We start from the raw sequence: 22895 nt of genomic DNA, 5'->3' as shown, positions 1-22895 counted from the left end.
GTGGCTGTTCCGAAGCGGAAGATGTCGCGCAGCAACACGCGCCACCGCCGGTCGCAGTGGAAGGCTGCGGTCCCCACCCTGGTTTCGTGCGAGCGTTGCCAGGAGCCGAAGCTCCAGCACATTGCGTGCCCGAGCTGCGGCACCTACAACAAGCGCCAGGTCCTCGAGGTCTGAGCGGCTGGTGAGAGGCCCGATGTCTGAGTTGTCCAGCGCCAAGAAGCAGGCAGACAACGTCAACACAGCCTCGTCCCACACGCTTCTGGAAGGGCGGCTCGGGTACCACCTCGAGTCCGCCCTTCTGGTGCGTGCGCTGACCCACCGTTCGTACGCGTACGAGAACGGCGGTCTGCCCACCAACGAGCGGCTCGAATTCCTCGGGGATTCGGTGCTCGGCCTGGTGGTCACGGACACGCTGTACCGCACCCACCCCGACCTGCCCGAAGGCCAGCTGGCCAAGTTGCGGGCCGCGGTGGTCAACTCGCGTGCACTTGCGGAAGTGGGCCGCGGCCTCGAACTCGGCTCCTTCATCCGGCTCGGCCGCGGTGAAGAGGGCACGGGTGGCCGGGACAAGGCTTCCATCCTCGCCGACACCCTTGAAGCGGTGATCGGCGCCGTCTATCTCGACCAGGGCCTCGGCGTGGCCTCGGAGCTGGTTCACCGGCTCTTCGACCCGCTGATCGACAGGTCCTCCAACCTCGGAGCCGGCCTGGACTGGAAGACCAGTCTCCAGGAGCTCACCGCGAGCGAGAGCCTCGGAGTTCCCGAGTACCTCGTCACGGAGACCGGCCCCGATCACGAGAAGACCTTCACTGCTGCTGCTCGCGTCGGTGGTGTCTCGTACGGCACCGGCACCGGCCGTAGCAAGAAGGAAGCGGAGCAGCAGGCGGCAGAATCCGCCTGGCGCGAGATCAGCGCCGCCGCAGAAGCGCGGGAGACGGCAGAGAAGGCTTCTGCCGACGCAGGGGTCGTCGACACCCCTGCCGACCCGTCGCCGAACACGGACGCCACTCCGGCCTGAACCATCCGACAGCCCCTCGGTGCCTGGCGCACCGGGGGGTTTTCGATGTCCTCCGCCGTCTTCCACCGCCGGCCGTCCTGTCTTCTGCCGTCCTGTCTTCTGATGCCCTGTCTTCCGACGTCACGTCTTCGAAGGAGCGCCGTGCCCGAACTGCCCGAGGTCGAAGTCGTCCGGCGCGGTCTGGAGCGCTGGGTCACCGGGCGGACCGTCGACGAGGTCGAGATCCTGCACCCGCGGGCGGTCCGCAGGCACCTGGCGGGCGGGCCGGACTTCGCCGCCCGGCTGACGGGCCGGCGCTTCGGCACGGCGATGCGCCGCGGCAAGTACCTCTGGGTGCCGCTGGAGGAGGTGTCCTCCTCCATGCTCGGTCACCTCGGCATGAGCGGTCAGCTGCTGGTGCAGCCCGGGCAGGCCCCCGACGAGAAGCACCTGCGGATCAGGATCCGCTTCGACGACGACCTCGGCACCGAGCTGCGCTTCGTCGACCAGCGGACCTTCGGCGGGCTCTCGCTCCACGAGAACACTCCCGACGGACTGCCCGACGTCATCGCACACATCGCGCGCGACCCCCTCGACCCGGCCTTCGACGACGCCGCGTTCCACACGGCGCTGCGCCTGCGCCGTACGACGGTCAAACGCGCCCTGCTCGACCAGTCCCTGATCAGCGGGGTCGGCAACATCTACGCGGACGAGGCGCTCTGGCGCAGCCGCCTGCACTACGAGCGGCCCACCGCCACCCTGAACCGGCCGAAGTCGGCGGAGCTGCTCGGCCATGTCCGGGCGGTGATGCACGAGGCGCTCGATCAGGGCGGCACCAGCTTCGACAGCCTCTATGTCAACGTGAACGGCGAGTCCGGCTACTTCGACCGGTCGCTCGACGCGTACGGACGCGAGGACCAGCCGTGCCACCGCTGCGGCACACCGATGCGCCGTCGCCCCTGGATGAACCGCTCCAGCTACTTCTGCCCACGTTGCCAGCGTCCGCCGCGTACGGGCTGAGGGCTTCAGGCAGTCCGCCGCGCACGGGCTGGGGCGGCTCTCGGGCCCGCGTGCCCCGTCGACGCGTCCGCGCGGTGCGTCGAGCACCTCAGGCAGCCGGCCCTGCACGAGGTGGACGAGTCCCGAACGGCCGCAGCATCCATCTGTCCAGCAGAGCCTGGCCTCCGAGCTCCACGCCCGGCACATCACCGACACCCGCAGCGGTCACGGCATCAGCGTCGAACAGCCCCGGCCGGTCGCCGGCACCATCCGCGAGGTGGTCGGTCAGGCGCGGCATGCGGACGCTCACCGGCGCTGAACGCACGGGCTTCGCCAGAAAGGGCTGCCCGGTGTCCCGTTCGTCCGGGGCACCGGGCAGCCCTCACTGAGGCACTTCTACGCGCGGACAGCCACGGAGGCTTCCTTATCCACCGACCTGCGGCTCACTGACCTGCGGGCTCTCTCAGAAGCCGAAGTCCTGCGTCCACCACGGGCCGCCGGAACCGCGCTGCACACCCACGCCGAGCGTCGTGTAGTCGCAGTTGAGAATGTTCGCGCGGTGGCCGTCGCTGTTCATCCAGGCGTCCATCACGGCCTGCGCGTCGGCCTGGCCGCGGGCGATGTTCTCGCCCCCGAGGCCTTCCACACCCGCCTTGTCGGCGCGGTCCCAGGGGGTCGCTCCGTCGGGGTCGGTGTGGCCGAAGAAGCCGCGGGCTGCCATGTCCTCGCTGAAGTTCTGGGCGAGCGCCGTGAGCGAGGCGCTGGCGGTGACCGGGCGACAGCCGACCTTCGCGCGCTCCTGGTTGACCAGGGCGAGCACGGCGGCCTGTGCGGAGGTGTCGGCCGTCGGGGCCGTGGTCGCGCGGCTCGGAGTGGCTGACGGCTTCTTCGGGGCGGCCGGGGCCTTGGTGGCCGGGCTCGAAGGCTTCTTCGACTCCGTGGCCGGAGCCTTGGTGCGCTCCGGCTTCTTCGTCGGCTTGTCGGCCTTCCTGGCCGCCGGCTTCGAGGCGGTGGCGGACGGCTTCTTCGTCGGAGTGGCCGAGGCGGACTTCGACGGCGCCGTGGGGCGCACGCTGCTTCGTCCGGCCTGGGCGGACGCGGACTCCGAGGTGCGGTCGGTCGGCGTGGCGGAGGAACCGCCCTGCGTCAGCAGGTCCGGGGCACCGCCCGCGCGGACCTGGTCGGCGGCGGGGCCGCCGCTCACGCTGTAGGTGTCACCGCCGGGCAGCAGGCCCGACGCGACGGCGACCGCGCCGACGGCCACGGCCGCGGACACGCCGAGCAGTCCGGTGCGCAGGGGCGCCGAGACCCGCTTCTTGCGGCGGTTGCCGCGGTGCCCGCTTGTCCCGCCCGCTGTGTGCTGGTCAGCGGCGGGGGCTGCGCCCGAGCGTCGATGGCGTCCCATGCGCTGTGCCTTCCTCGTGCTCCGGGCGTCACTGCGACGTCACCGTGTTCGCTGTCGATCTCACCCGTTCGGGTGAGGCTATTGCGAGGGGACTGTACGCCATGGCGTAAAGGGGCGACGTGCTCGTTGAGCAATTGGCCGGTTAGCGTTCGGGCATGAGCGAAGATGCACGACTCGTCGTCTGGGTACGCGGCCGAGTACAGCAAGTAGGGTTCCGCTGGTTCACCAGGGCAAATGCTTTGGAGATCGGAGGCCTCACCGGCTTTGCCCTCAATCTCGACGACGGCAGAGTGCAGGTTGTTGCCGAAGGTGCACGTGAGAATTGCCACCGTCTGCTCGACTGGCTGGGCTCCGACGACACACCCGGCCGCGTGGACGGCGTCACTGAGATCTGGGACACGCCGCGCGGTGGATATGAGGGATTCGCAATCCGCTGACCGGGGCGACGAAAGGGCTTGCGGATCCGCTCCGTATCCGGGCTGCGGCGAGGGGTGACCGAGCCGGTCGTCGAGGGCCCCGCACCCGAAATGACCTGCGAAAGAACCCTTCGGCGGAGCATGGTTGCCAAGAACGTCATGTCATGCCAGGCTGCGGCATTGACGAAGATCTCCACGCCCCTCGGGACCCCGCAGGAGAGTCGCGCCGCATGATCGTCCGGCCGCGCACCCCCGGGACACCCGCCTCAACGGGGTGTGATCGTGTTGACCGTCAAACTTTTTGGTGAGACGCTGAAAACCCCGCGCACCTTAGCTGTTTGGCAGAGCTGTTTGGCAGCAGAACCGCAGTGGAGACAGAGCACTGCCGAGCACCGCGGGTGCGATTCCCTCACGACCCACACCGCATCGGTCGGTCACTCAGTGTGGAGGACCATCCATCATGGCAAAGGCGCTTCTCGGTTACGTCGGCGGTTCCGATCCGCGACTCCTCGCCGAGATGCGACGGCTCCAGCAGCGCGTCCAGGACCTGGAATCCGAGCTCGTACGGATCCAGGACGAGAACGACGCGCTCAACGCCGCCGCCCAGCACCAAGAGTCGCTGCTCGACAGCATCGACATCGACGTACCCCAGGCGGAGCCCGCGCTGACCTGACCGATGGCCCTTTCGGGGCCGGTCGGGCTGCACGTGGCAGCCGTACGGGATCACCACTGGAATGTCTTCGTCACGGATCGTCGTCCGGAAGCACCATGGATTGCTTGTGATCCGGTCCGTTCGCGATCCGTCACGCAGGACTGCATACGATTAACAAGGGACGCCTCGGCGTCCCTTCTTTCTTTGCCCCCCGGCCCGTCCCGGATCTATCGCTCTTCGCTTACCGTCTGATGTGCCCTGCACCTTCATCAGCGAAACCGAGAGTGAAAGGTAGAGTCCGGCGGCGTGCACCTCAAGGCCCTGACCCTGCGTGGTTTCAAATCATTCGCTTCCGCCACGACCCTGCGGTTCGAACCGGGGATCACCTGCGTCGTCGGTCCCAATGGGTCCGGCAAATCCAATGTGGTGGACGCGCTCTCCTGGGTCATGGGTGAGCAGGGGGCCAAAAGCCTGCGCGGCGGCAAGATGGAAGACGTGATCTTCGCCGGAACCACCGGCAGACCACCGCTCGGCCGCGCGGAAGTGTCGCTGACCATCGACAATTCCGACGGCGCGCTGCCCATCGAGTACGCCGAGGTGACGATCACCCGGATCATGTTCCGCAACGGCGGCAGCGAATACCAGATCAATGGCGACACCTGCCGGCTGCTCGACATCCAGGAACTCCTCTCGGACTCCGGTATCGGCCGCGAGATGCATGTCATCGTCGGGCAGGGGCGCCTGGACTCCGTACTGCACGCCGATCCGATGGGGCGCCGCGCCTTCATCGAGGAGGCGGCCGGCGTCCTCAAGCACCGCAAGCGCAAGGAGAAGGCGCTGCGGAAGCTGGAGGCGATGGGAGCCAACCTCGCCCGGGTGCAGGACCTGACCGACGAACTGCGGCGCCAGCTCAAACCGCTGGGCCGCCAGGCCGCCGTCGCCCGCCGTGCCGCCGTCATCCAGGCAGATCTGCGTGACGCGCGGCTGCGTCTCCTCGCCGACGATCTGGTCGGGCTGCACGACGCCTTGCGCGGCGAGATCGCCGACGAGGCCGCGCTCAAGCTGCGCAGGGAGAAGGCCGAGGCCGAGCTCAAGGCGGCGCTCACCCGCGAGGCCGACCTCGAGGACGAGGTACGGCGGCTGGCGCCGAGGCTGCAGCGGGCCCAGCAGACCTGGTACGAACTCTCGCAGCTGGCCGAACGCGTACGGGGCACGATCTCGCTCGCCGACGCGCGCGTGAAGAGCGCGTCCGCCGCACCGGAGGAGGAGCGGCGCGGCCGGGACCCCGAGGACATGGAGCGCGAGGCCGCCCGGATCCGCGAGCAGGAGGCGGAGCTGGAGGCCGCGCTGGAGGCGGCACAACACGCGCTGGAGGACACCACCGCGCACCGGGCCGAGCTGGAACGCGAGTTGGCCGCCGAGGAGCGCAGACTCCGGGACGCAGCCCGCGCCATCGCCGACCGGCGCGAAGGCCTCGCCCGGCTGAACGGCCAGGTCAACGCTGCCCGCAGCCGCGCCGGTTCGGCGCAGGCCGAGATCGACAGGCTCACCGCGACGCGGGACGAGGCACGCGAGCGGGCGGTCGCCGCGCAGGAGGAGTACGAACAGCTCAAGGCCGAAGTCGACGGTCTGGACGCGGGCGACGCGGAACTGGCGGAACAGCACGAGGCCGCCAAGCGGGAGCTGGCCGGGGCCGAGGCCGCACTCGGCGAGGCCCGGGAGGCGGCCACGTCGGCGGAGCGCAAGCGTGCCGCGCTCGCCGCCCGCCACGAGGCGCTCTCGCTGGGACTGCGCCGCAAGGACGGCACGGGCGTGCTGCTCGGCGCGGGCGACCGGCTGTCGGGCCTGCTCGGCCCGGCCGCGGAACTCCTCACGGTGGCTCCGGGGTACGAGGTCGCTGTGGCAGCGGCACTGGGGGCGGCGGCCGACGCCATCGCGGTGACGGACCCGGCGACGGCGGCGGACGCGATCCGTCTCCTGCGCAAGCAGGACGCGGGCCGCGCGGCGCTGCTGCTCGGAGGTGCGGGGGCCGCTGCGGGACACCTGCCCGGCCAGGCGTCCGGCGCGGCCGACGGTACGGAGCACCATGCAGGGCTCGTGCCCGGGCAGGGCGGGCAGCCCGGTGCACCCGGGCACCCGGCCACCGGGCAGGCCGCGCAGCCGGGGCGGACCGTTCCGGCGCCGGCCGATCCGGCGTCGGCCCTGGTGTCCGCGGTCGGTCCGGACGCGGCCGTCGCGTCCGCCGACCGGATGGGGGCAGCTCCTGCACCGTCCGTCGCCCAGCTCGTGCAGGGGCCCGCCGAACTGATGGTGGCCGTACGGCGGCTGGTACGCGACATGGTCGTCGTCGGCACGCTGGAGGACGCCGAGGACCTGGTCGCCGCCCACCCGGGCCTGACCGCGGTGACCGGCGAGGGCGACGTGCTGGGAGCGCACTTCGCGCACGGAGGGTCCGCCGGGGCGCCCAGCCTTCTGGAGGTGCAGGCCTCCGTCGACGAGGCCGCGGCCGAGCTGGCCGAGCTGGCCGTGCGGTGCGAGGAGCTCGCCGGAGCGCAGCAGCGTGCGGGCACTCTGCGCAGCGAGGGCGCCGCCCGTGTGGAGGAGCTGGGGGAACGGCGCCGTGCCGCGGAACGGGAGAAGTCCGGGGTGGCCCAGCAACTCGGCCGCCTGGCCGGGCAGGCCCGTGGCGCAGCCGGGGAGGCCGAGCGCACGACCGCGTCCGCGGCGCGGGCACAGGAGGCGCTGGAGCGTGCCACCGAGGAGGCGGAGGAGCTGAGCGAGCGGCTGCTCGTCGCAGAGGAGACCCCGGTGGAGGAGGAGCCCGACACCGCCGTACGGGACCGGCTCGCCGCCGACGGCGCGAACGCACGCCAGACCGAGATGGAGGCGCGGCTCCAGGTCCGTACCCACGAGGAACGGGTCAAGGGACTCGCAGGGCGTGCCGAGGCGCTCGATCGCGGGGCGCGCGCCGAGCGTGAGGCCAGGACCCGCGCGGAGCAGCGCCGCGCCCGGATGCGTCACGAGGCCGCGGTGGCCTCCGCGGTGGCCTCCGGAGCCCGTCAGCTGCTCGCGCACGTCGAGGTGTCCGTCGTCCGGGCCGAGGAGGAGCGGGTTTCGGCCGAGGCCGCGAAGGCCGGGCGTGAGCGTGAGCTGGCGGCCGAACGCAACCGGGGCCGTGACCTCAAGGGCGAGCTCGACCGGCTGACCGACTCGGTGCACCGCGGCGAGGTGCTCGGGGCCGAGAAGCGGCTGCGGATAGAGCAGCTGGAGACGAAGGCGCTGGAGGAGTTCGGCGTGGAGCCGGCCGGTCTGGCCGCCGAGTACGGCCCCGGCCAGCTCGTGCCGCCGTCCCCCGCGGCGGAGGGCGAGGAGCTTCCGGAGGATCCGGAGCACCCCCGTAACCAGCCGAAGCCGTTCGTCAGGGCGGAGCAGGAGAAGAGGCTGAAGGCGGCCGAACGGGCGTATCAGCAACTCGGGAAGGTGAATCCGCTCGCCCTTGAGGAGTTCTCCGCGCTCGAGGAACGGCACAAGTTCCTCTCCGAGCAGCTCGAGGACCTGAAGAAGACCCGCGCCGATCTGATGCAGGTGATCAAGGAGGTCGACGAGCGGGTCGAGCAGGTGTTCACCGAGGCGTTCCGTGACACCGCGCGTGAGTTCGAGGGTGTCTTCTCCCGGCTCTTCCCCGGTGGTGAGGGCCGGCTCATCCTCACCGACCCGGACAACATGCTGACGACCGGACTCGATGTCGAGGCCAGGCCGCCGGGCAAGAAGGTCAAGCGGCTGTCGCTGCTGTCGGGCGGGGAGAGATCCCTTACGGCCGTTGCCCTGCTGGTCGCGATCTTCAAGGCGAGGCCGAGCCCGTTCTATGTGATGGACGAGGTCGAGGCGGCGCTCGACGACACCAATCTGCAGCGTCTGATCCGGATCATGGAGGAGCTCCAGGAGAGCTCACAGCTCATCGTGATCACGCATCAGAAGCGGACGATGGAGGTCGCCGACGCGCTGTACGGCGTCTCGATGCAGGGCGACGGAGTCTCGAAGGTGATCAGCCAGCGGCTCCGCTGAGGACCTGCATGGACGGGCGGACCGTGGGTACACAAGGGCACGCCATTTTTACCATAACTTCAACACTTCAACGCACCTTTTGGGTGGGAGTGTGTGGTTGTCCGTACTTCCTAGCTTCCGTTCGAATCTTGACTTCGAGACTTGAACACATAGCCTCTGCAATGTTGTTTTCACCTTCAAGTGGTGTCTGACGAAAAGTTATGCGCCACTGGGAGAGCTCACCCCCCACACCTGACGTTGCGGCCAGGTATCAGGAGTTCATGTGACCAGCACAGCGCACGGACCGGAGTCCGGAGCCCGGGGAGCCCACCCGGAGCATCTCGGCCACGTCATCTTCATTACCGCAGCCGCGGCGATGGGCGGCTTCCTCTTCGGCTACGACAGTTCCGTGATCAACGGAGCGGTGGAAGCCATCCGTGACCGCTACGACATCGGCTCGGGGACGCTGGCGCAGGTCATCGCCATCGCGCTGATCGGCTGTGCGATCGGCGCGGCGACCGCGGGACGCATCGCCGACCGGATCGGCCGCATCCGCTGCATGCAGATCGCCGCCGTGCTGTTCACCATCAGCGCCATCGGCTCCGCGCTCCCGTTCGCCCTGTGGGACCTCGCCATGTGGCGGATCATCGGCGGCTTCGCGATCGGTATGGCCTCGGTCATCGGCCCGGCCTACATCGCCGAGGTCTCGCCGCCCGCCTATCGCGGACGGCTCGGCTCCTTCCAGCAGGCCGCCATCGTCATCGGCATCGCCATCTCGCAGCTGGTCAACTACGGCATCCTGCAGATCGCCGACGGCGACCAGCGCGGCGACATCGCCGGCTTCGAGGCCTGGCAGTGGATGCTCGGCGTCATGGTCGTGCCCGCCATCCTCTACGGGCTGCTGTCCTTCGCGATCCCCGAGTCGCCGCGCTTCCTGATCTCCGTCGGCAAGAAGGACCGGGCCCGGAAGATCCTCGAAGAGGTCGAAGGGAAGAACGTCGATCTCGACGCCCGCGTGCTCGAGATCGAGACGGCCATGCACCGCGAGCACAGGTCCACGTTCAGCGACCTGCTCGGGAGCCGCTTCGGCTTCCTGCCGATCGTCTGGGTCGGTATCGGACTCTCCGTCTTCCAGCAGCTCGTCGGCATCAACGTGGCGTTCTACTACTCGTCGACGCTGTGGCAGTCGGTCGGCATCGACCCGACCAGCTCGTTCTTCTACTCGTTCACCACGTCGATCATCAACATCATCGGCACCGTGATCGCGATGGTCCTCGTGGACCGGGTCGGTCGCAAGCCGCTCGCGCTCGTCGGCTCGGTCGGTATGGCCATCGCGCTGGGCGTCGAAGCCTGGGCCTTCTCCGCCGACCTGGTCGACGGCAAGCTCCCCGACACCCAGGGCACGGTCGCGCTCATCGCGGCCCATGTCTTCGTGCTCTTCTTCGCACTGTCGTGGGGTGTCGTGGTCTGGGTCTTCCTCGGCGAGATGTTCCCGAACCGCATCCGCGCCGCCGCGCTCGGAGTCGCCGCGTCCGCGCAATGGATCGCCAACTGGGCGATCACCGCGAGCTTCCCGAGCCTTGCCGACTGGAACCTGTCGGGCACCTACATCATCTACACCTGCTTCGCCGTGCTCTCGATCCCCTTCGTGCTCAAGTTCGTGAAGGAGACCAAGGGCAAGGCGCTGGAGGAGATGGGCTGATCCCCGCTGCCCCTCTCCTCGGAACAGAACGCTGCCCCGGTCCGGCCACTCGCCCGACCGGGGCAGCGTGCTGCCGCGGACGGGTACCGCGCGATGCACCGGCCCTCAGGAGCCGTCAGGGCCACCGCCGTCCCTGCGGGCGGCCGGGCGCGGCAGCAGTGCGTACACCCCCGCCGCGGCCAGGATCGTCGCCGCCCAGCCCAGGCCGTTGCGGCCGATCCAGGTGGTGGCGAGAGGGCCGGCGAACCACTCCACCGTCGTGAACAGGAGCCCCACGGCGAGGGCCGCGGCCCACGCGGTCATGGCCTGCCAGCAGAAGCCGGCCGAGTACCAGTAGGCGCTGCGGGACGTCGTGTCCATCAGGGCCGCCGCGTCGTACGCGCGCCCCCGGAGCAGATCCGCGCCGAACACGCCGATCCAGGCGGAGAACGTCACGGCGAGCAGCGCCAGGAAGGAGATGAACGTGTCGATGAAACTCCTCGCCACCATCATCAGCAGCCCGCCGAGCAGCAGACTGATGGCGGCGTTCACGCCCACGGCCCAGGCGCGGGGCATCGCGAACCCGAGTGTCTGAGCGGTGAAGCCGGCGGAGTACATGGACATCGAGTTGATCATCACCATGCCGAAGATGGCGATCAGGAGGTACGGCACCGATATCCAGCCCGGCAGGAGAGGCCCGATGAAGGCCACCGGATCCTCCGTGACGGCCAGCCCCGGCGTGCCCACCGCCATCACCGCGCCCATCATCACCATCGGCAGGACGATGATCAGTGCCCCTCCCACGGTCACGCCGACCATCCTCCGGCCGGAGGCGGAACGCGGCAGGTAGCGGGCGAAGTCCGGGGCGGACGGGACCCAGCTGATGCCTCCCGCGACCAGGGTCCCGATTCCCGCGACCATCATCGCCGCCGGGCCCGCAGGCCGGTCCAGGACAGCCCTCCACGGTGTCGAGCCGATCACATGGACCAGTACGAGAAGACTGGCGCCGCCGAAGAGGTACGAGGACACGGCGCAGCACAACCGCAGTGCCCGGATGCCGAGCCCAGAGACGAGGAAGCTGCTCGCGACGAAGGCCGTGAGGGTCACCATGACCAGACTGTTGGTTCTCCGGACGTCGAACAGCAGGTTGAGCACCGCCAGCACGGCGTAGGAGCCGGTGACCGCGTTGACCGTCTCCCAGCCCCAGCGGGCCACCCACAGCAGGGCGCCGGGGAACAGGTTGCCGCGCTGGCCGAAGACCGCTCGCGACAGCGCCATGCCGGGTGATCCGCCGCGCTTCCCGGCGATCGACACCAGGCCGACCAGGCCGAAGGAGAGCAGCGGGGCCGTGACCGCGACGGCGAGCACCTGCCAGAAGTTCAACCCGTTGAAGACGGTCAGACCGGCGCCCACCGTCAGCAGCAGCACCGTCATGTTCGCCGTCACCCAGGTGGGGAAGAGGGCGCCGACCCGGCCGGTGCGTTCGGCGTCGGGGACGGGATCGAGACCGCGGTTCTCCACGGGCAGCAGCGTACCTTTACCCCCAAAAGGTTCATAACGCCCCCGAGGTCTGTCCGGACGGTCCTCCGGAACCGTGCCCGGACCACGGCCGTGGCCGATACTGGACGGGTTATGGAAATCGCCGAAATCGTCATCCTTGCCGTAGTCATCGCCCTGGTCGCGGTCGGCCTGATCAGCGGGCTCGTGGTCAGCAGCCGCAAGAAGAAGCAGCTGCCGCCCTCGGCGCCGTCGAGCACGCCGACCATCACTGCTCCCGCCGAACCCCACGTCGGCGACGAAGCCGAGGCGCCGCGCGACGAAGCGCGGCGCACCATCGAGGAGGTCGGTCCCCCCGGAACCGAGGCCCCCGCCGGGGAAGCCCCGGTGGCCATCGAGCCGGAGATCCCCCCGCTCGAAGTCCCCGAGCCCACCGAGGGCCGCCTGGTACGCCTCCGGGCCAGGCTCGCCCGCTCGCAGAACTCCCTGGGCAAGGGGCTGCTCACGCTCCTGTCCCGCGACAACCTCGACGAGGACACCTGGGAGGAGATCGAGGACACGCTCCTGACCGCCGACGTCGGCGTCGCGCCCACCCAGGAACTGGTGGAGCGGCTCCGTGAGAGGGTCCGCATCCTCGGTACCCGTACGCCGGAAGGGCTGCGCACACTGCTGCGCGAGGAGCTCATCACCCTTCTCGGCACCGACTTCGACCGCGCCGTGAAGACGGAGGGCGGCGCCGAGACGCCCGGCGTCGTGATGGTCGTCGGTGTCAACGGCACCGGCAAGACGACCACGACGGGCAAGCTCGCCCGGGTGCTCGTCGCCGACGGCCGCAGCGTCGTGCTCGGTGCGGCCGACACCTTCCGCGCCGCCGCCGCGGATCAGCTCCAGACCTGGGGCGAGCGCGTCGGCGCCCGCACGGTCCGCGGACCCGAGGGCGGCGACCCCGCGTCGATCGCCTTCGACGCGGTGAAGGAAGGCATCGCCGAGGGCGCCGACGTCGTGCTCATCGACACCGCCGGTCGGCTGCACACCAAGACCGGCCTCATGGACGAGCTCGGCAAGGTCAAGCGCGTCGTCGAGAAGCACGGGCCGCTCGACGAGATCCTCCTCGTGCTCGATGCCACGACGGGCCAGAACGGCCTGGTGCAGGCACGGGTGTTCGCCGAGGTCGTCGACATCACCGGCATCGTCCTCACGAAGCTGGACGGTACCGCCAAGGGCGGCATCGTCATCGCGGTCCAGCGTGAGCTGGGCGTACCCGTGAAGCTCATCGGCCTCGGTGAGGGGCCTGACGATCTTGCTCCGTTCGAGCCGGACGCCTTCGTCGACGCACTGATCGGCGACTGATTCCCGTACCCCCGCGCACGCCGGAAGGGCGGTGGACCCTCCTCGGGTCCACCGCCCTTCCGGCTGTCCTGCCTGTCACCAGCGGTGGCATATGTAGGCCAGCGTGCCCAGCAGCAGTCGTGCCTGCGGGGGAGCGACAGCCGTGTCCGGCTGCGGGGGACGCAGCCACCGGACCGGCCCCAGACCCCCGAGGTCGGACGGCGGAGCCGTGATGTACGAACCCGGGCCCAGCGCCCGCAGATCGAGATCCGCGTCGTCCCAGCCCATCCGGTACAGGAGCCCCGGCAGCCCGGTCGCGGCGCCGGGGGCGACGAAGAACTGCGTCCGCCCGGTGGGGGTCACCGTCACCGGGCCCAGCGGCAGCCCCATCCGCTCCATGCGTACCAGGGCCCGCCGGCCGGCGGCCTCGGCGACGTCGAGCACGTCGAAGCTGCGGCCCACGGGGAGCAGCATCGAGGCGCCGGGCACCTCGGCCCAGGCGTTCGCGGCGGTCGTGAAGGTGGCGCCCGCCGGCACCTCCTGGGCGAAGTCCAGGGGATGTGCCCCGGGGGCCGCGCACACGCTGTCGCCGCACGAGCAGGCACCGTCGCTCGCCCGTGCTCCCGGAGTCACCGCCCAGCCCCAGAGTCCTGTGTACTCGGCCACCGCGGTGCCCTCGGCCACACGGCCGCGGCGCCGCGCGCCGGATCGCATCTCCCGGATGCCGCCGATCGTGAAGCCCATGCCCCCTCCAACGGGTCCGAGTCACCGGTGGTTACGACCCGGAGCACGCGAGCGTCCTCCGGCGCCGCCGACGGTCCGATGACGCGCGGGGGTGACATTCGGGGGTTGCGCGATACGGTTCACGCGCCCCTGAATGCTTCACTCCGCTCGTCCCTGATCGCGGCCTGTCAAGTGAATCGCGGCAGGCGCCGGGCGCGTTCATCCGAAGGGGTGGCGAATGGTGGCGTTTCCGTGGTCACCCTCGCGTGAGCAGTGATCGTAGGATTACCGTCGGTACTCGAACCATGCAATTGCATGTGCGCTCACGGGTATGCCCCGGGCAACCCGACTCTCTGTTCGATGGTGCGCAACGTCCGTACGGACAGCACCGATGCACGGCATTCTGATAGAGGTTCGCGCGACAGGTTTCAGCGGGATGGGGGCGTTCCAGTGAGTGGCAGCGGCGCAGGCGAGGCGAATGCCGGGAAGCGCCCCAATGGGCAATTGGGATCATGGTTCGTGCGCAGCGGCTGGTCGAAGGGCGAGCTCGCACGCCAGGTGAACCGGCGTGCGCGCCAGCTGGGCGCCCACCACATCAGCACCGACACCTCCCGGGTCCGGCGCTGGCTCGACGGTGAACAGCCGCGTGAACCCATCCCGCGCATCCTCTCGGAGCTCTTCTCCGAACGCTTCGGCACCGTCGTCGCCGTCGAGGACCTCGGCCTGCGCGCCGCCCACCAGTCCCCGTCGGTGGCCGGGGTAGACCTGCCCTGGGCCGGCCCTCAGACCGTCGCGCTGCTCAGTGAGTTCTCCCGCAGCGACCTGATGCTGGCGCGGCGAGGCTTCCTCGGCTCCTCCCTCGCCCTGGCGGCGGGCCCCACCCTCATCGAGCCGATGCAGCGCTGGCTGGTGCCCGTGGCCCCCTCCGGGCCCCCGGTGCCGGAACAGGCCGCCCCGGGAGGACGCCCCTCACGGCTCTCCGGGCCCGAGCTGGACCTGCTGGAATCCACCACCGCGATGTTCCGCCAGTGGGACGCGCAGTGCGGCGGCGGACTGCGCCGCAAGGCCGTCGTGGGCCAACTCCACGAGGTCACCGACCTGTTACAGGAATCCCAGCCCGAGGCCACCGCCAAGCGCCTCTTCCGGTGCGCCGCCGAACTGGCCGAACTCGCCGGCTGGATGAGCTACGACGTAGGCCTCCAGCCCACCGCTCAGAAGTACTTCGTCCTGGCCCTGCACGCCTCCAAGGAGGCGGGGGACAAGCCGCTGGGTTCGTACATCCTGTCCAGCATGAGCCGCCAGATGATCCACCTCGGGCGGCCCGACGACGCACTCGAACTCATCCACCTCGCCCAGTACGGCAGCCGGGACTGCGCCACCGGGCGCACCCAGGCCATGCTGTATGCGATGGAGGCCCGTGCGTACGCCAACATGGGCCAGCCCAGCAAGTGCAAGCGGGCGGTCCGGATGGCCGAGGACACCTTCGCCGACGCCGGGATCGACGGCGAGCCCGAGCCCGACTGGATCCGCTTCTTCTCCGACGCCGAACTGCACGGCGAGAACGCGCACTCCTACCGTGACCTCGCCTATGTCGCGGGCCGCAGCCCCACGTACGCGTCGCTCGCGGAGCCCGTCATGGCGCGCGCCGTCGAGCTCTTCGGCGAGGACGACGAGCACCAGAGGTCCTTCGCACTCAACCTGATCGGCATGGCCACCGTGCACCTGCTCAAGCGCGAGCCCGAGGAGTCGACGGTGCTGGCCACCCAGGCCCTGAAGATCGCCAAGAAGGTCAGGTCCGAGCGCGTGAACACCCGGCTCCGCAAGACCGTCGACACCGCTGCCAGGGACTTCGGTGACATTGCCGAGGTCGCCCGGCTCACCGACCTGCTCACCGAGCAGCTTCCGGAGACCGCGGAAGCGGTCTGACCGCCACCCCTACCACCGGCCACGACAGCCATCCCGTACATCCCGACTCGGCTCCCCCATTGCCAGGTCAGCGGGTGGCTGCCGTGGCCGGTTCACGTCCTGAGCCGTCCGAACCGCACCGTATGCGGCGCAGGCAGCATGGTAGGCAGCACAACGGGTTCGCCACTCCTGGTTCATTCGGACGTAACACGCGAAGCCCGTTCGTCACTGAGGCGAAACATCGTGCGGCATTCGTGGAAACCGCGCTGCGCGAATCTCATGGCGCATAACCGGCCCGCACCTTTTCCACAGTGGTCCCGCACCCCCGCACGTGGCCGCACCGACGACGAGGAGACGCCGATGCCCCCAGGCATCACGACGCTTGCCGCAGACGCCCCGACGCTGTCTGCCGCCAATACCGGGTTCATGCTCATCTGCTCCGCGATGGTGATGCTGATGACCCCGGGCCTGGCCTTCTTCTACGGAGGCATGGTCCGCGTCAAGAGCACCCTGAACATGCTGATGATGAGCTTCATCAGCCTCGGGATCGTCACGATCCTGTGGGTGCTCTACGGATTCAGCCTCGCCTTCGGCACCGACGTCGGTTCCGTCATCGGCTGGAGCTCCGACTTCGTCGGCCTCAGCGGCATCGGCGTCACCGAGCTCTGGGACGGCTACACCATCCCGACCTACGTCTTCGCGGTCTTCCAGCTGATGTTCGCCGTGCTCACCCCGGCCCTCATCAGCGGCGCCCTCGCCGACCGGGTCAAGTTCACCTCGTGGGCCCTGTTCATCACCCTCTGGGTCACCGTCGTCTACTTCCCGGTCGCGCACTGGGTCTGGGGCGCCGGCGGCTGGCTCTTCGATCTGGGTGTCATCGACTTCGCCGGTGGTACGGCAGTCCACATCAACGCGGGTGCCGCAGCCCTCGGCGTGATCCTGGTCATCGGCAAGCGGGTCGGCTTCAAGAAGGACCCGATGCGGCCGCACAGCCTGCCGCTCGTCATGCTCGGTGCCGCGCTCCTGTGGTTCGGCTGGTTCGGCTTCAACGCCGGGTCGTGGCTCGGCAACGACGACGGTGTCGGCGCGGTCATGTTCGTCAACACCCAGGTCGCCACCGGTGCGGCAGTTCTGGGCTGGCTCGCCTACGAGAAGATCCGCCACGGCTCCTTCACCACCCTGGGTGCGGCGTCCGGCGCCGTTGCAGGCCTCGTCGCCATCACCCCGGCGGGCGGCGCCGTCAGCCCGCTCGGCGCCATCGCGATCGGCATCATCGCCGGTGTCCTGTGCGCCATGGCCGTCGGCCTGAAGTACAAGTTCGGCTACGACGACTCCCTGGACGTCGTCGGCGTCCACCTCGTCGGCGGTGTCATCGGATCCCTCCTCGTCGGCTTCTTCGCCACCGGCGGTGTGCAGTCCGACGCCAAGGGCCTCTTCTACGGCGGCGGGCTCGACCAGCTGGGCAAGCAGGCCGTCGGAGTGTTCGCGGTCCTCGCGTACTCTCTGGTCGTCTCCGCGATCCTCGCCCTCATCCTGGACAAGACGATCGGCATGCGCGTCTCCGAGGACGACGAGATCTCCGGCATCGACCAGGTCGAGCACGCCGAGACGGCGTACGACTTCAGCGGCGCCGGCGGCGGCGCGGCCACGCGCACCACACCTCCGGCGCCCGGCGCCACGGCAGCCCCGACGAACAAGAAGGTGGACGCATGAAGCTCATCACCGCAGTCGTGAAGCCACACCGGCTGGACGAGATCAAGGAGGCCCTCCAGGCCTTCGGCGTCCAGGGCCTCACGGTCACGGAGGCCAGCGGTTACGGGCGGCAGCGCGGACACACCGAGGTCTACCGGGGCGCCGAGTACACCGTCGACCTCGTACCCAAGATCCGCATCGAGGTCCTCGTCGAGGACGAGGACGCCGAACAGCTCATCGACGTGGTCGTCAAGGCCGCCCGGACGGGCAAGATCGGTGACGGCAAGGTCTGGAGCGTCCCCGTCGAGACCGCGATCCGCGTACGGACCGGTGAGCGCGGCCCGGACGCACTCTGACCGACGGTTTTCCCGAACGGAAAGGCAGCTGGGTGACGAGCACCGAAGTGACCACCGAATCCGAGGACTCGGGACCCAGCGGCTACGCGGCGGCCCGGCTGCGTCTTCTCCAGGAGAAGACGCAGTCCGGGCCGCCGCGCCGTGCCGCCCTGGCCCGCATCACCGACGAGTGGCTGACCGCGCTGTTCACCGCGGCGGCCGAGGCGGCGGGTGTCCGCGGCGCGGCCCTCGTCGCCGTCGGCGGGTACGGCCGCGGCGAACTCTCCCCGCGCAGCGACCTCGACCTCCTGCTCCTGCACGACGGCAGCGCCGACTCCGGAGCCATCGCCGAGCTCGCCGACCACGTCTGGTACCCCGTGTGGGACCTCGGCCTGGCCCTCGACCACTCCGTACGCACCCCCGGCGAAGCACTCAAGACCGCCGGCGAGGACCTCAAGGTCCAGCTCGGGCTGCTCGACGCGCGCCCCGTCGCCGGAGACCTCGGCCTCGTCGCCGGACTGCGCACCGCGATCCTCGCCGACTGGCGGAACCAGGCACCCAAACGCCTCCCCGCCCTCGACGAACTCTGCCGGGAGCGGGCCGAACGCATGGGCGAGCTCCAGTTCCTGCTGGAACCCGACCTCAAGGAAGCCCGCGGCGGTCTCCGTGACGCCACCGCCCTGCGCGCCGTCGCCGCCTCCTGGGTCGCCGACGCCCCCCGCGAAGGCCTCGCCGAAGCCCGCCGCACCCTCCTCGACGCCCGCGACGCCCTTCACCTCACCACCGGCCGCGCCACGGACCGCCTCGCCCTGCAGGAACAGGACCAGGTCGCCGGTGCCCTCGGCCTGCTCGACGCCGACGCCCTGCTGCGCCAGGTGTACGAGGCCGCCCGCACCGTCTCGTACGCGACCGACGTCACCTGGCGCGAGGTCAACCGCGTCCTGCGCGCCCGCTCCGTACGGCCCCGGCTGCGGGCGATCCTCAGCGGCGGCGCCAAGGCCGCCCCGGAACGCACCCCGCTCGCCGAGGGCGTCGTCGAGGCGGACGGCGAAGTCGTCCTCGCGCGCACCGCACGCCCCGAGAAGGACCCCGTCCTCACCCTCCGGGCCGCAGCGGCGGCGGCGGAGTCAGGGCTGCCGCTCTCCCGCCACCTCGTACGCCATCTGAGGACCGCGGCCCAGCCGATGCCCGTGCCGTGGCCCGCGCAAGCCCGCGAGGAGCTCGTCACCCTGCTGGGAGCGGGCGAGTCCACCGTCGGGGTCTGGGAGGCCCTGGAGGCGGAAGGCATCATCACCCGGCTGCTGCCCGACTGGGAACGGGTCCACTGCCGTCCGCAGCGCAACCCCGTCCACACCTGGACCGTCGACCGCCACCTCGTCGAGACGGCCGTCCGCGCCTCCTCCCTCACCCGCCGCGTCGGCCGGCCCGACCTCCTCCTGGTCGCGGCCCTCCTCCACGACATCGGCAAGGGCTGGCCCGGGGACCACTCCGTCGCGGGCGAGGTCATCGCCCGCGACATGGCCGCCCGCATCGGCTTCGACAAGCAGGACGTGGGTGTCCTCGCCACTCTCGTACGCCACCACCTCCTGCTCATCGAGACCGCCACCCGGCGCGACCTCGACGACCCGGCGACCGTCCGCTCCGTCGCCAACGCCGTGGGCAGCGCCTCCACCCTGGAACTCCTGCACGCGCTGACCGAGGCCGACGCGCTGGCCACCGGTCCTGCCGCGTGGAGCTCCTGGCGTGCCTCCCTCGTCACGGACCTCGTCAAGCGCGTCGCCGCACTCCTGGCCGGGGAGGAGCCGCCCGAGCCGGAACCTCTCGCGCCCAGTGCCGAACAGGAACGCCTCGCGATCGAGGCCCTGCGCACCGGCGAACCCGTCCTGTCCCTCCACACCCGGCCCGAGCCCGTCTCGGAGGACGGCGAACCGGGACCCGTCGGCGTCGAACTCCTCATCGCACTGCCCGACCGACCCGGCGTGCTGCCGGCCGCGGCCGGGGTGCTCGCCCTGCACCGCCTCACCGTCCGCGCCGCCGACCTGCGGGCCGTCGAGCTCCCCACCGAGCTGGGCGAGACAGCCGGTCTGCTGGTGCTCAGCTGGCGGGTCGCGGCCGAGTACGGGTCCCTCCCGCAGGCCGTCCGGCTCCGCGCCGACCTCGTACGGGCCCTGGACGGGTCGCTGGACATCCGGACCCGCCTCGCCGAGCGCGAGGCCGCCTACCCGAGGCGGCGCGGCGTGAAGGCGCCGCCGCCCAGGGTGACCGTAGCGGCGGCCGGCTCGCGGCTCGCCACTGTGATCGAGGTGCGCGCCCAGGACGCCCCGGGGCTCCTGCACCGGATCGGCTGGGCACTGGAGCAGAGCGCGGTACGGGTGCGCAGCGCCCACGTCTCGACGCTCGGCGCGAACGCGGTGGACGCCTTCTACGTCACGGACACCGACGGTGAGCCGCTGGCCCGGGAGCGGGCGGCGGCAGTCGCCCGGGAGGTGGAGAAGGCACTGCGCTGAACCCCGCCGCCGAGCCGTTCGTCACGAGAAACGGCCGGGGGCTTTGCGTTCCACGGGGTCCGGATACCCTGGAGGGCGATTGACCTGCCACCACCCCCGACCCTGAGGACCGACGAGCGCCGTGTTCGATACTCTCTCCGACCGCCTTAGCGCGACTTTCAAAAACCTCAGGGGCAAGGGCCGCTTGTCCGAGGCGGACATCGACGCCACGGCTCGCGAGATCCGTATCGCACTGCTCGAGGCCGATGTCGCCCTGCCCGTCGTCCGTGCCTTCATCGCCAACGTCAAGGAGCGGGCGCGCGGCGTCGAGGTCTCCCAGGCGCTGAACCCTGCCCAGCAGGTCGTCAAGATCGTCAACGAGGAACTCGTAGGGATCCTCGGCGGTGAGACCCGGCGGCTCCGGTTCGCCAAGAACCCTCCCACCGTGATCATGCTGGCGGGCCTGCAGGGTGCCGGTAAGACGACCCTCGCCGGAAAGCTCGGTCTGTGGCTCAAGAGCCAGGGCCACTCGCCGCTGCTGGTCGCCTGTGACCTCCAGCGCCCGAACGCCGTGAACCAGCTCAGCGTCGTCGCCGACCGCGCGGGTGTCGCGGTGTACGCGCCGGAGCCGGGCAACGGTGTGGGTGACCCGGTCCAGGTCGCCAAGGACTCGATCGAGCACGCCCGGGCCAAGCAGTACGACGTGGTCGTGGTCGACACCGCGGGCCGCCTCGGTATCGACCAGGAGCTGATGCAGCAGGCCGCGGACATCCGCGACGCCGTCAGCCCCGACGAGATCCTCTTCGTCGTCGACGCGATGATCGGCCAGGACGCGGTCAACACCGCCGAGGCCTTCCGCGACGGCGTCGGCTTCGACGGCGTGGTCCTCTCCAAGCTCGACGGCGACGCCCGTGGTGGCGCCGCCCTGTCGATCGCCCATGTCACGGGCAAGCAGGTCATGTTCGCGTCGAACGGTGAGAAGCTCGAGGACTTCGACGCGTTCCACCCCGACCGCATGGCGTCCCGCATCCTCGACATGGGTGACCTGCTCACCCTGATCGAGCAGGCGGAGAAGACCTTCAGCCAGGAAGAGGCCGCTCAAATGGCCTCCAAGCTGGCGTCGAGCAAGGGCAAGGACTTCACGCTCGACGACTTCCTGGCGCAGATGGAGCAGGTCCGCAAGATGGGCTCCATCTCCAAGCTGCTCGGGATGCTGCCCGGCATGGGGCAGATCAAGGACCAGATCGCCAACATCGACGAGCGGGACGTGGACCGCACGGCCGCGATCATCAAGTCGATGACGCCGCACGAGCGCCAGGAACCGACCGTCATCAACGGTTCGCGCCGGGCCCGTATCGCCAAGGGCTCCGGCGTCGAGGTCTCCGCCGTGAAGAGCCTGGTGGAGCGGTTCTTCGAGGCCCGCAAGATGATGTCGAAGATGGCCCAGGGCGGCGGAATGCCGGGGATGCCCGGGATGCCTGGCTCGGGTGGCGGTGCGGGCCGTCAGAAGAAGCAGGTCAAGCAGGCCAAGGGCAAGCGCAAGAGCGGCAACCCGATGAAGCGCAAGGCCGAGGAGCAGGCCGAGGCGGCCCGCCGTGAGGCTGCGGCGCAGGGCGGCGCGTTCGGTCTGCCCGCCCAGGAGGACAAGAACTTCGAGCTGCCGGACGAGTTCAAGAAGTTCATGGGCTGACCGGCCGGAAACATGAGGAAGGGGCGCCCCGCCGAGCGGGGCGCCCCTTCCTCATGTTCTCCGGCCCTCCCGGGTGCTAGACCACGCACACCAGATACCGGAAGACATTCGGCATCCATACCGTCCCGTCGGGCCGCCGGTGCGGATGCAGCGCCTCCGCGACCTCCTTCTCCACCTGGGAACGGTCCGTGGCACGTATCGCCGTGTCGAAGAGGCCGGTCGACAGCAGTCCGCGCACCGCGCTGTCCAGATCCGCGTACCCGAACGGGCAGGAGACCCGGCCGGATCCGTCCGGCTTCAGCCCCGCCCGCGCCGCCACGTCCTCCAGGTCGTCCCGCAGCGCGGGACGCCAGCCGCCGGGGCGCGGTGTGCGCGCCGACTCGGCGAGCCGGGCCGCCACCCGGAGCACCGGAGCCGTGGCACACCGCTCCGGCGGTCCCCAGCCGGTCAGGACCACCGTGGCCCCCCGCGCGGCCAGCGGCACGGCGGCGGCGAGCGCGGGCGAGAGCCCCTCGGAGTCGCCGGCCGCGCAGCCGATCGGATTGAACGCGGTGAGCAGGTTGTACGGCGGTTCACCCGTCGGCGCGGCTGCCGACGGGACGCCGGCGACCAGCCGCGCCCGCGGCGGGGCGTCCGGCCGTGCGGGCCCTGCCTCCTGGCCGGACACGAGACGCTCGCGGGCCAGCGCGAGCCGTTCACGGTCGGTGTCGACTCCGGTGACGTGCGCCCCGCGCGATGCCGCGATGAGCAGGGCGAGCCCGGAACCGCAGCCGATGGAGAGCATCCGGGTGCCGGCCCCGACTTCGAGCCGCTCGTACACCGCCTCGTAGAGCGGCGCCAGCATGCGCTCCTGGATCTCGGCCCAGTCACGGGCACGGGTGCCGCCATCCACGGTGGCGGACGAATCCGCATACCGGTGGTGCCGGACGAGCGTTGGTGTCATGGAATGCGCCCCAATCCGCCGAGAGGTCGGTCGTGCCCGAGTGGGCGGCCCCCGATGTCGTTAGGTGCGCCCGCAGCCCCCGTATGCCAGAGAACTCCGCA

17 protein-coding genes are annotated in these 22895 nt (G+C 70.3%); 13 read left to right on the top strand and 4 right to left on the bottom strand.

All coding sequences use genetic code 11. The annotated features are described in order from the left end of the window. The 3 genes from rpmF (at position 1) to mutM (ending at position 2017) form a co-directional block, all read left to right on the top strand. Positions 1–174, top strand: a complete 174-nt coding sequence (gene rpmF, locus ABZS61_RS30110) for a 50S ribosomal protein L32 (RefSeq protein ID WP_003965982.1) — start codon at positions 1–3, stop codon at positions 172–174. A 19-nt stretch (positions 175–193) separates the two neighbouring features. Next, positions 194–1018: a ribonuclease III gene (rnc, locus tag ABZS61_RS30105; RefSeq protein ID WP_356428088.1), complete on the top strand. Its 825-nt coding sequence runs from the start codon at positions 194–196 to the stop codon at positions 1016–1018. Between the two features lie 141 nt (positions 1019–1159). Then, positions 1160–2017, top strand: coding sequence for a bifunctional DNA-formamidopyrimidine glycosylase/DNA-(apurinic or apyrimidinic site) lyase (mutM, locus tag ABZS61_RS30100; protein ID WP_356428085.1), 858 nt, complete (start codon positions 1160–1162; stop codon positions 2015–2017). Positions 2018–2459: 442 nt separating this feature from the next. Here the strand turns inward: mutM and ABZS61_RS30095 are convergent, their stop codons facing one another. After that, positions 2460–3401 carry a CAP domain-containing protein gene (locus ABZS61_RS30095; protein WP_356428082.1) on the bottom strand — a complete coding sequence of 314 codons (942 nt, stop codon included), beginning with the start codon at positions 3399–3401 and terminating at the stop codon, positions 2460–2462. Between the two features lie 155 nt (positions 3402–3556). On the opposite strand from ABZS61_RS30095, the gene ABZS61_RS30090 reads away from it, so the two are divergent. The 4 genes from ABZS61_RS30090 to ABZS61_RS30075 all read left to right on the top strand — a co-directional run bounded on the left by ABZS61_RS30090 (position 3557) and on the right by ABZS61_RS30075 (position 10215). Then, positions 3557–3838: an acylphosphatase gene (locus ABZS61_RS30090; RefSeq protein ID WP_356428079.1), complete on the top strand. Its 282-nt coding sequence runs from the start codon at positions 3557–3559 to the stop codon at positions 3836–3838. A 439-nt stretch (positions 3839–4277) separates the two neighbouring features. Then, positions 4278–4490, top strand: a complete 213-nt coding sequence (locus ABZS61_RS30085) for a hypothetical protein (RefSeq protein ID WP_018551753.1) — start codon at positions 4278–4280, stop codon at positions 4488–4490. A gap of 285 nt (positions 4491–4775) precedes the next feature. Further along, the gene (locus tag ABZS61_RS30080; RefSeq protein ID WP_356428077.1) at positions 4776–8534 is read left to right on the top strand and encodes an AAA family ATPase; all 3759 of its coding nucleotides are present in this window, start codon (positions 4776–4778) and stop codon (positions 8532–8534) included. Positions 8535–8796: 262 nt separating this feature from the next. Next, positions 8797–10215 carry a sugar porter family MFS transporter gene (locus ABZS61_RS30075; RefSeq protein WP_356428074.1) on the top strand — a complete coding sequence of 473 codons (1419 nt, stop codon included), beginning with the start codon at positions 8797–8799 and terminating at the stop codon, positions 10213–10215. Between the two features lie 105 nt (positions 10216–10320). On the opposite strand, the gene ABZS61_RS30070 is transcribed toward ABZS61_RS30075, so the two are convergent. Continuing rightward, positions 10321–11715, bottom strand: a complete 1395-nt coding sequence (locus ABZS61_RS30070) for a cytosine permease (RefSeq protein ID WP_356428071.1) — start codon at positions 11713–11715, stop codon at positions 10321–10323. 111 nt (positions 11716–11826) lie between these two features. Between ABZS61_RS30070 and ftsY the strand changes: the two genes are divergently transcribed. Then, on the top strand, positions 11827–13041 hold the full coding sequence (gene ftsY / locus ABZS61_RS30065) for a signal recognition particle-docking protein FtsY (protein WP_356428068.1): 1215 nt from the start codon (positions 11827–11829) through the stop codon (positions 13039–13041). A gap of 75 nt (positions 13042–13116) precedes the next feature. Here the strand turns inward: ftsY and ABZS61_RS30060 are convergent, their stop codons facing one another. After that, positions 13117–13764: a bifunctional DNA primase/polymerase gene (locus tag ABZS61_RS30060; RefSeq protein ID WP_356428065.1), complete on the bottom strand. Its 648-nt coding sequence runs from the start codon at positions 13762–13764 to the stop codon at positions 13117–13119. A gap of 429 nt (positions 13765–14193) precedes the next feature. Between ABZS61_RS30060 and ABZS61_RS30055 the strand changes: the two genes are divergently transcribed. The 5 genes from ABZS61_RS30055 to ffh all read left to right on the top strand — a co-directional run bounded on the left by ABZS61_RS30055 (position 14194) and on the right by ffh (position 21851). Further along, a complete protein-coding gene (locus tag ABZS61_RS30055) occupies positions 14194–15669 on the top strand; it encodes a hypothetical protein (protein ID WP_356428062.1) in 1476 nt (491 codons plus the stop codon). 339 nt (positions 15670–16008) lie between these two features. After that, positions 16009–17361 (top strand): ammonium transporter, encoded by a 1353-nt coding sequence (locus ABZS61_RS30050; protein ID WP_356428059.1) that lies wholly within the window; start codon positions 16009–16011, stop codon positions 17359–17361. Beyond that, on the top strand, positions 17358–17696 hold the full coding sequence (locus tag ABZS61_RS30045) for a P-II family nitrogen regulator (protein ID WP_014048583.1): 339 nt from the start codon (positions 17358–17360) through the stop codon (positions 17694–17696). The genes ABZS61_RS30050 and ABZS61_RS30045 overlap by 4 nt, the downstream gene beginning before the upstream one ends. 32 nt (positions 17697–17728) lie before the next feature. Next, positions 17729–20182, top strand: a complete 2454-nt coding sequence (locus tag ABZS61_RS30040; RefSeq protein WP_356428056.1) for a [protein-PII] uridylyltransferase — start codon at positions 17729–17731, stop codon at positions 20180–20182. Positions 20183–20303: 121 nt separating this feature from the next. Beyond that, a complete protein-coding gene (gene ffh / locus ABZS61_RS30035; RefSeq protein ID WP_356428053.1) occupies positions 20304–21851 on the top strand; it encodes a signal recognition particle protein in 1548 nt (515 codons plus the stop codon). 76 nt (positions 21852–21927) lie between these two features. Here the strand turns inward: ffh and ABZS61_RS30030 are convergent, their stop codons facing one another. Beyond that, positions 21928–22794: a methyltransferase domain-containing protein gene (locus ABZS61_RS30030; RefSeq protein ID WP_356428050.1), complete on the bottom strand. Its 867-nt coding sequence runs from the start codon at positions 22792–22794 to the stop codon at positions 21928–21930. Positions 22795–22895 lie beyond the last annotated feature (101 nt).

Source organism: Streptomyces sp. NPDC005566 (assembly GCF_040605575.1).
Classification (GTDB): Bacteria; Actinomycetota; Actinomycetes; order Streptomycetales; family Streptomycetaceae; genus Streptomyces.
This window is presented reverse-complemented; position numbering and strand designations above follow the sequence as displayed.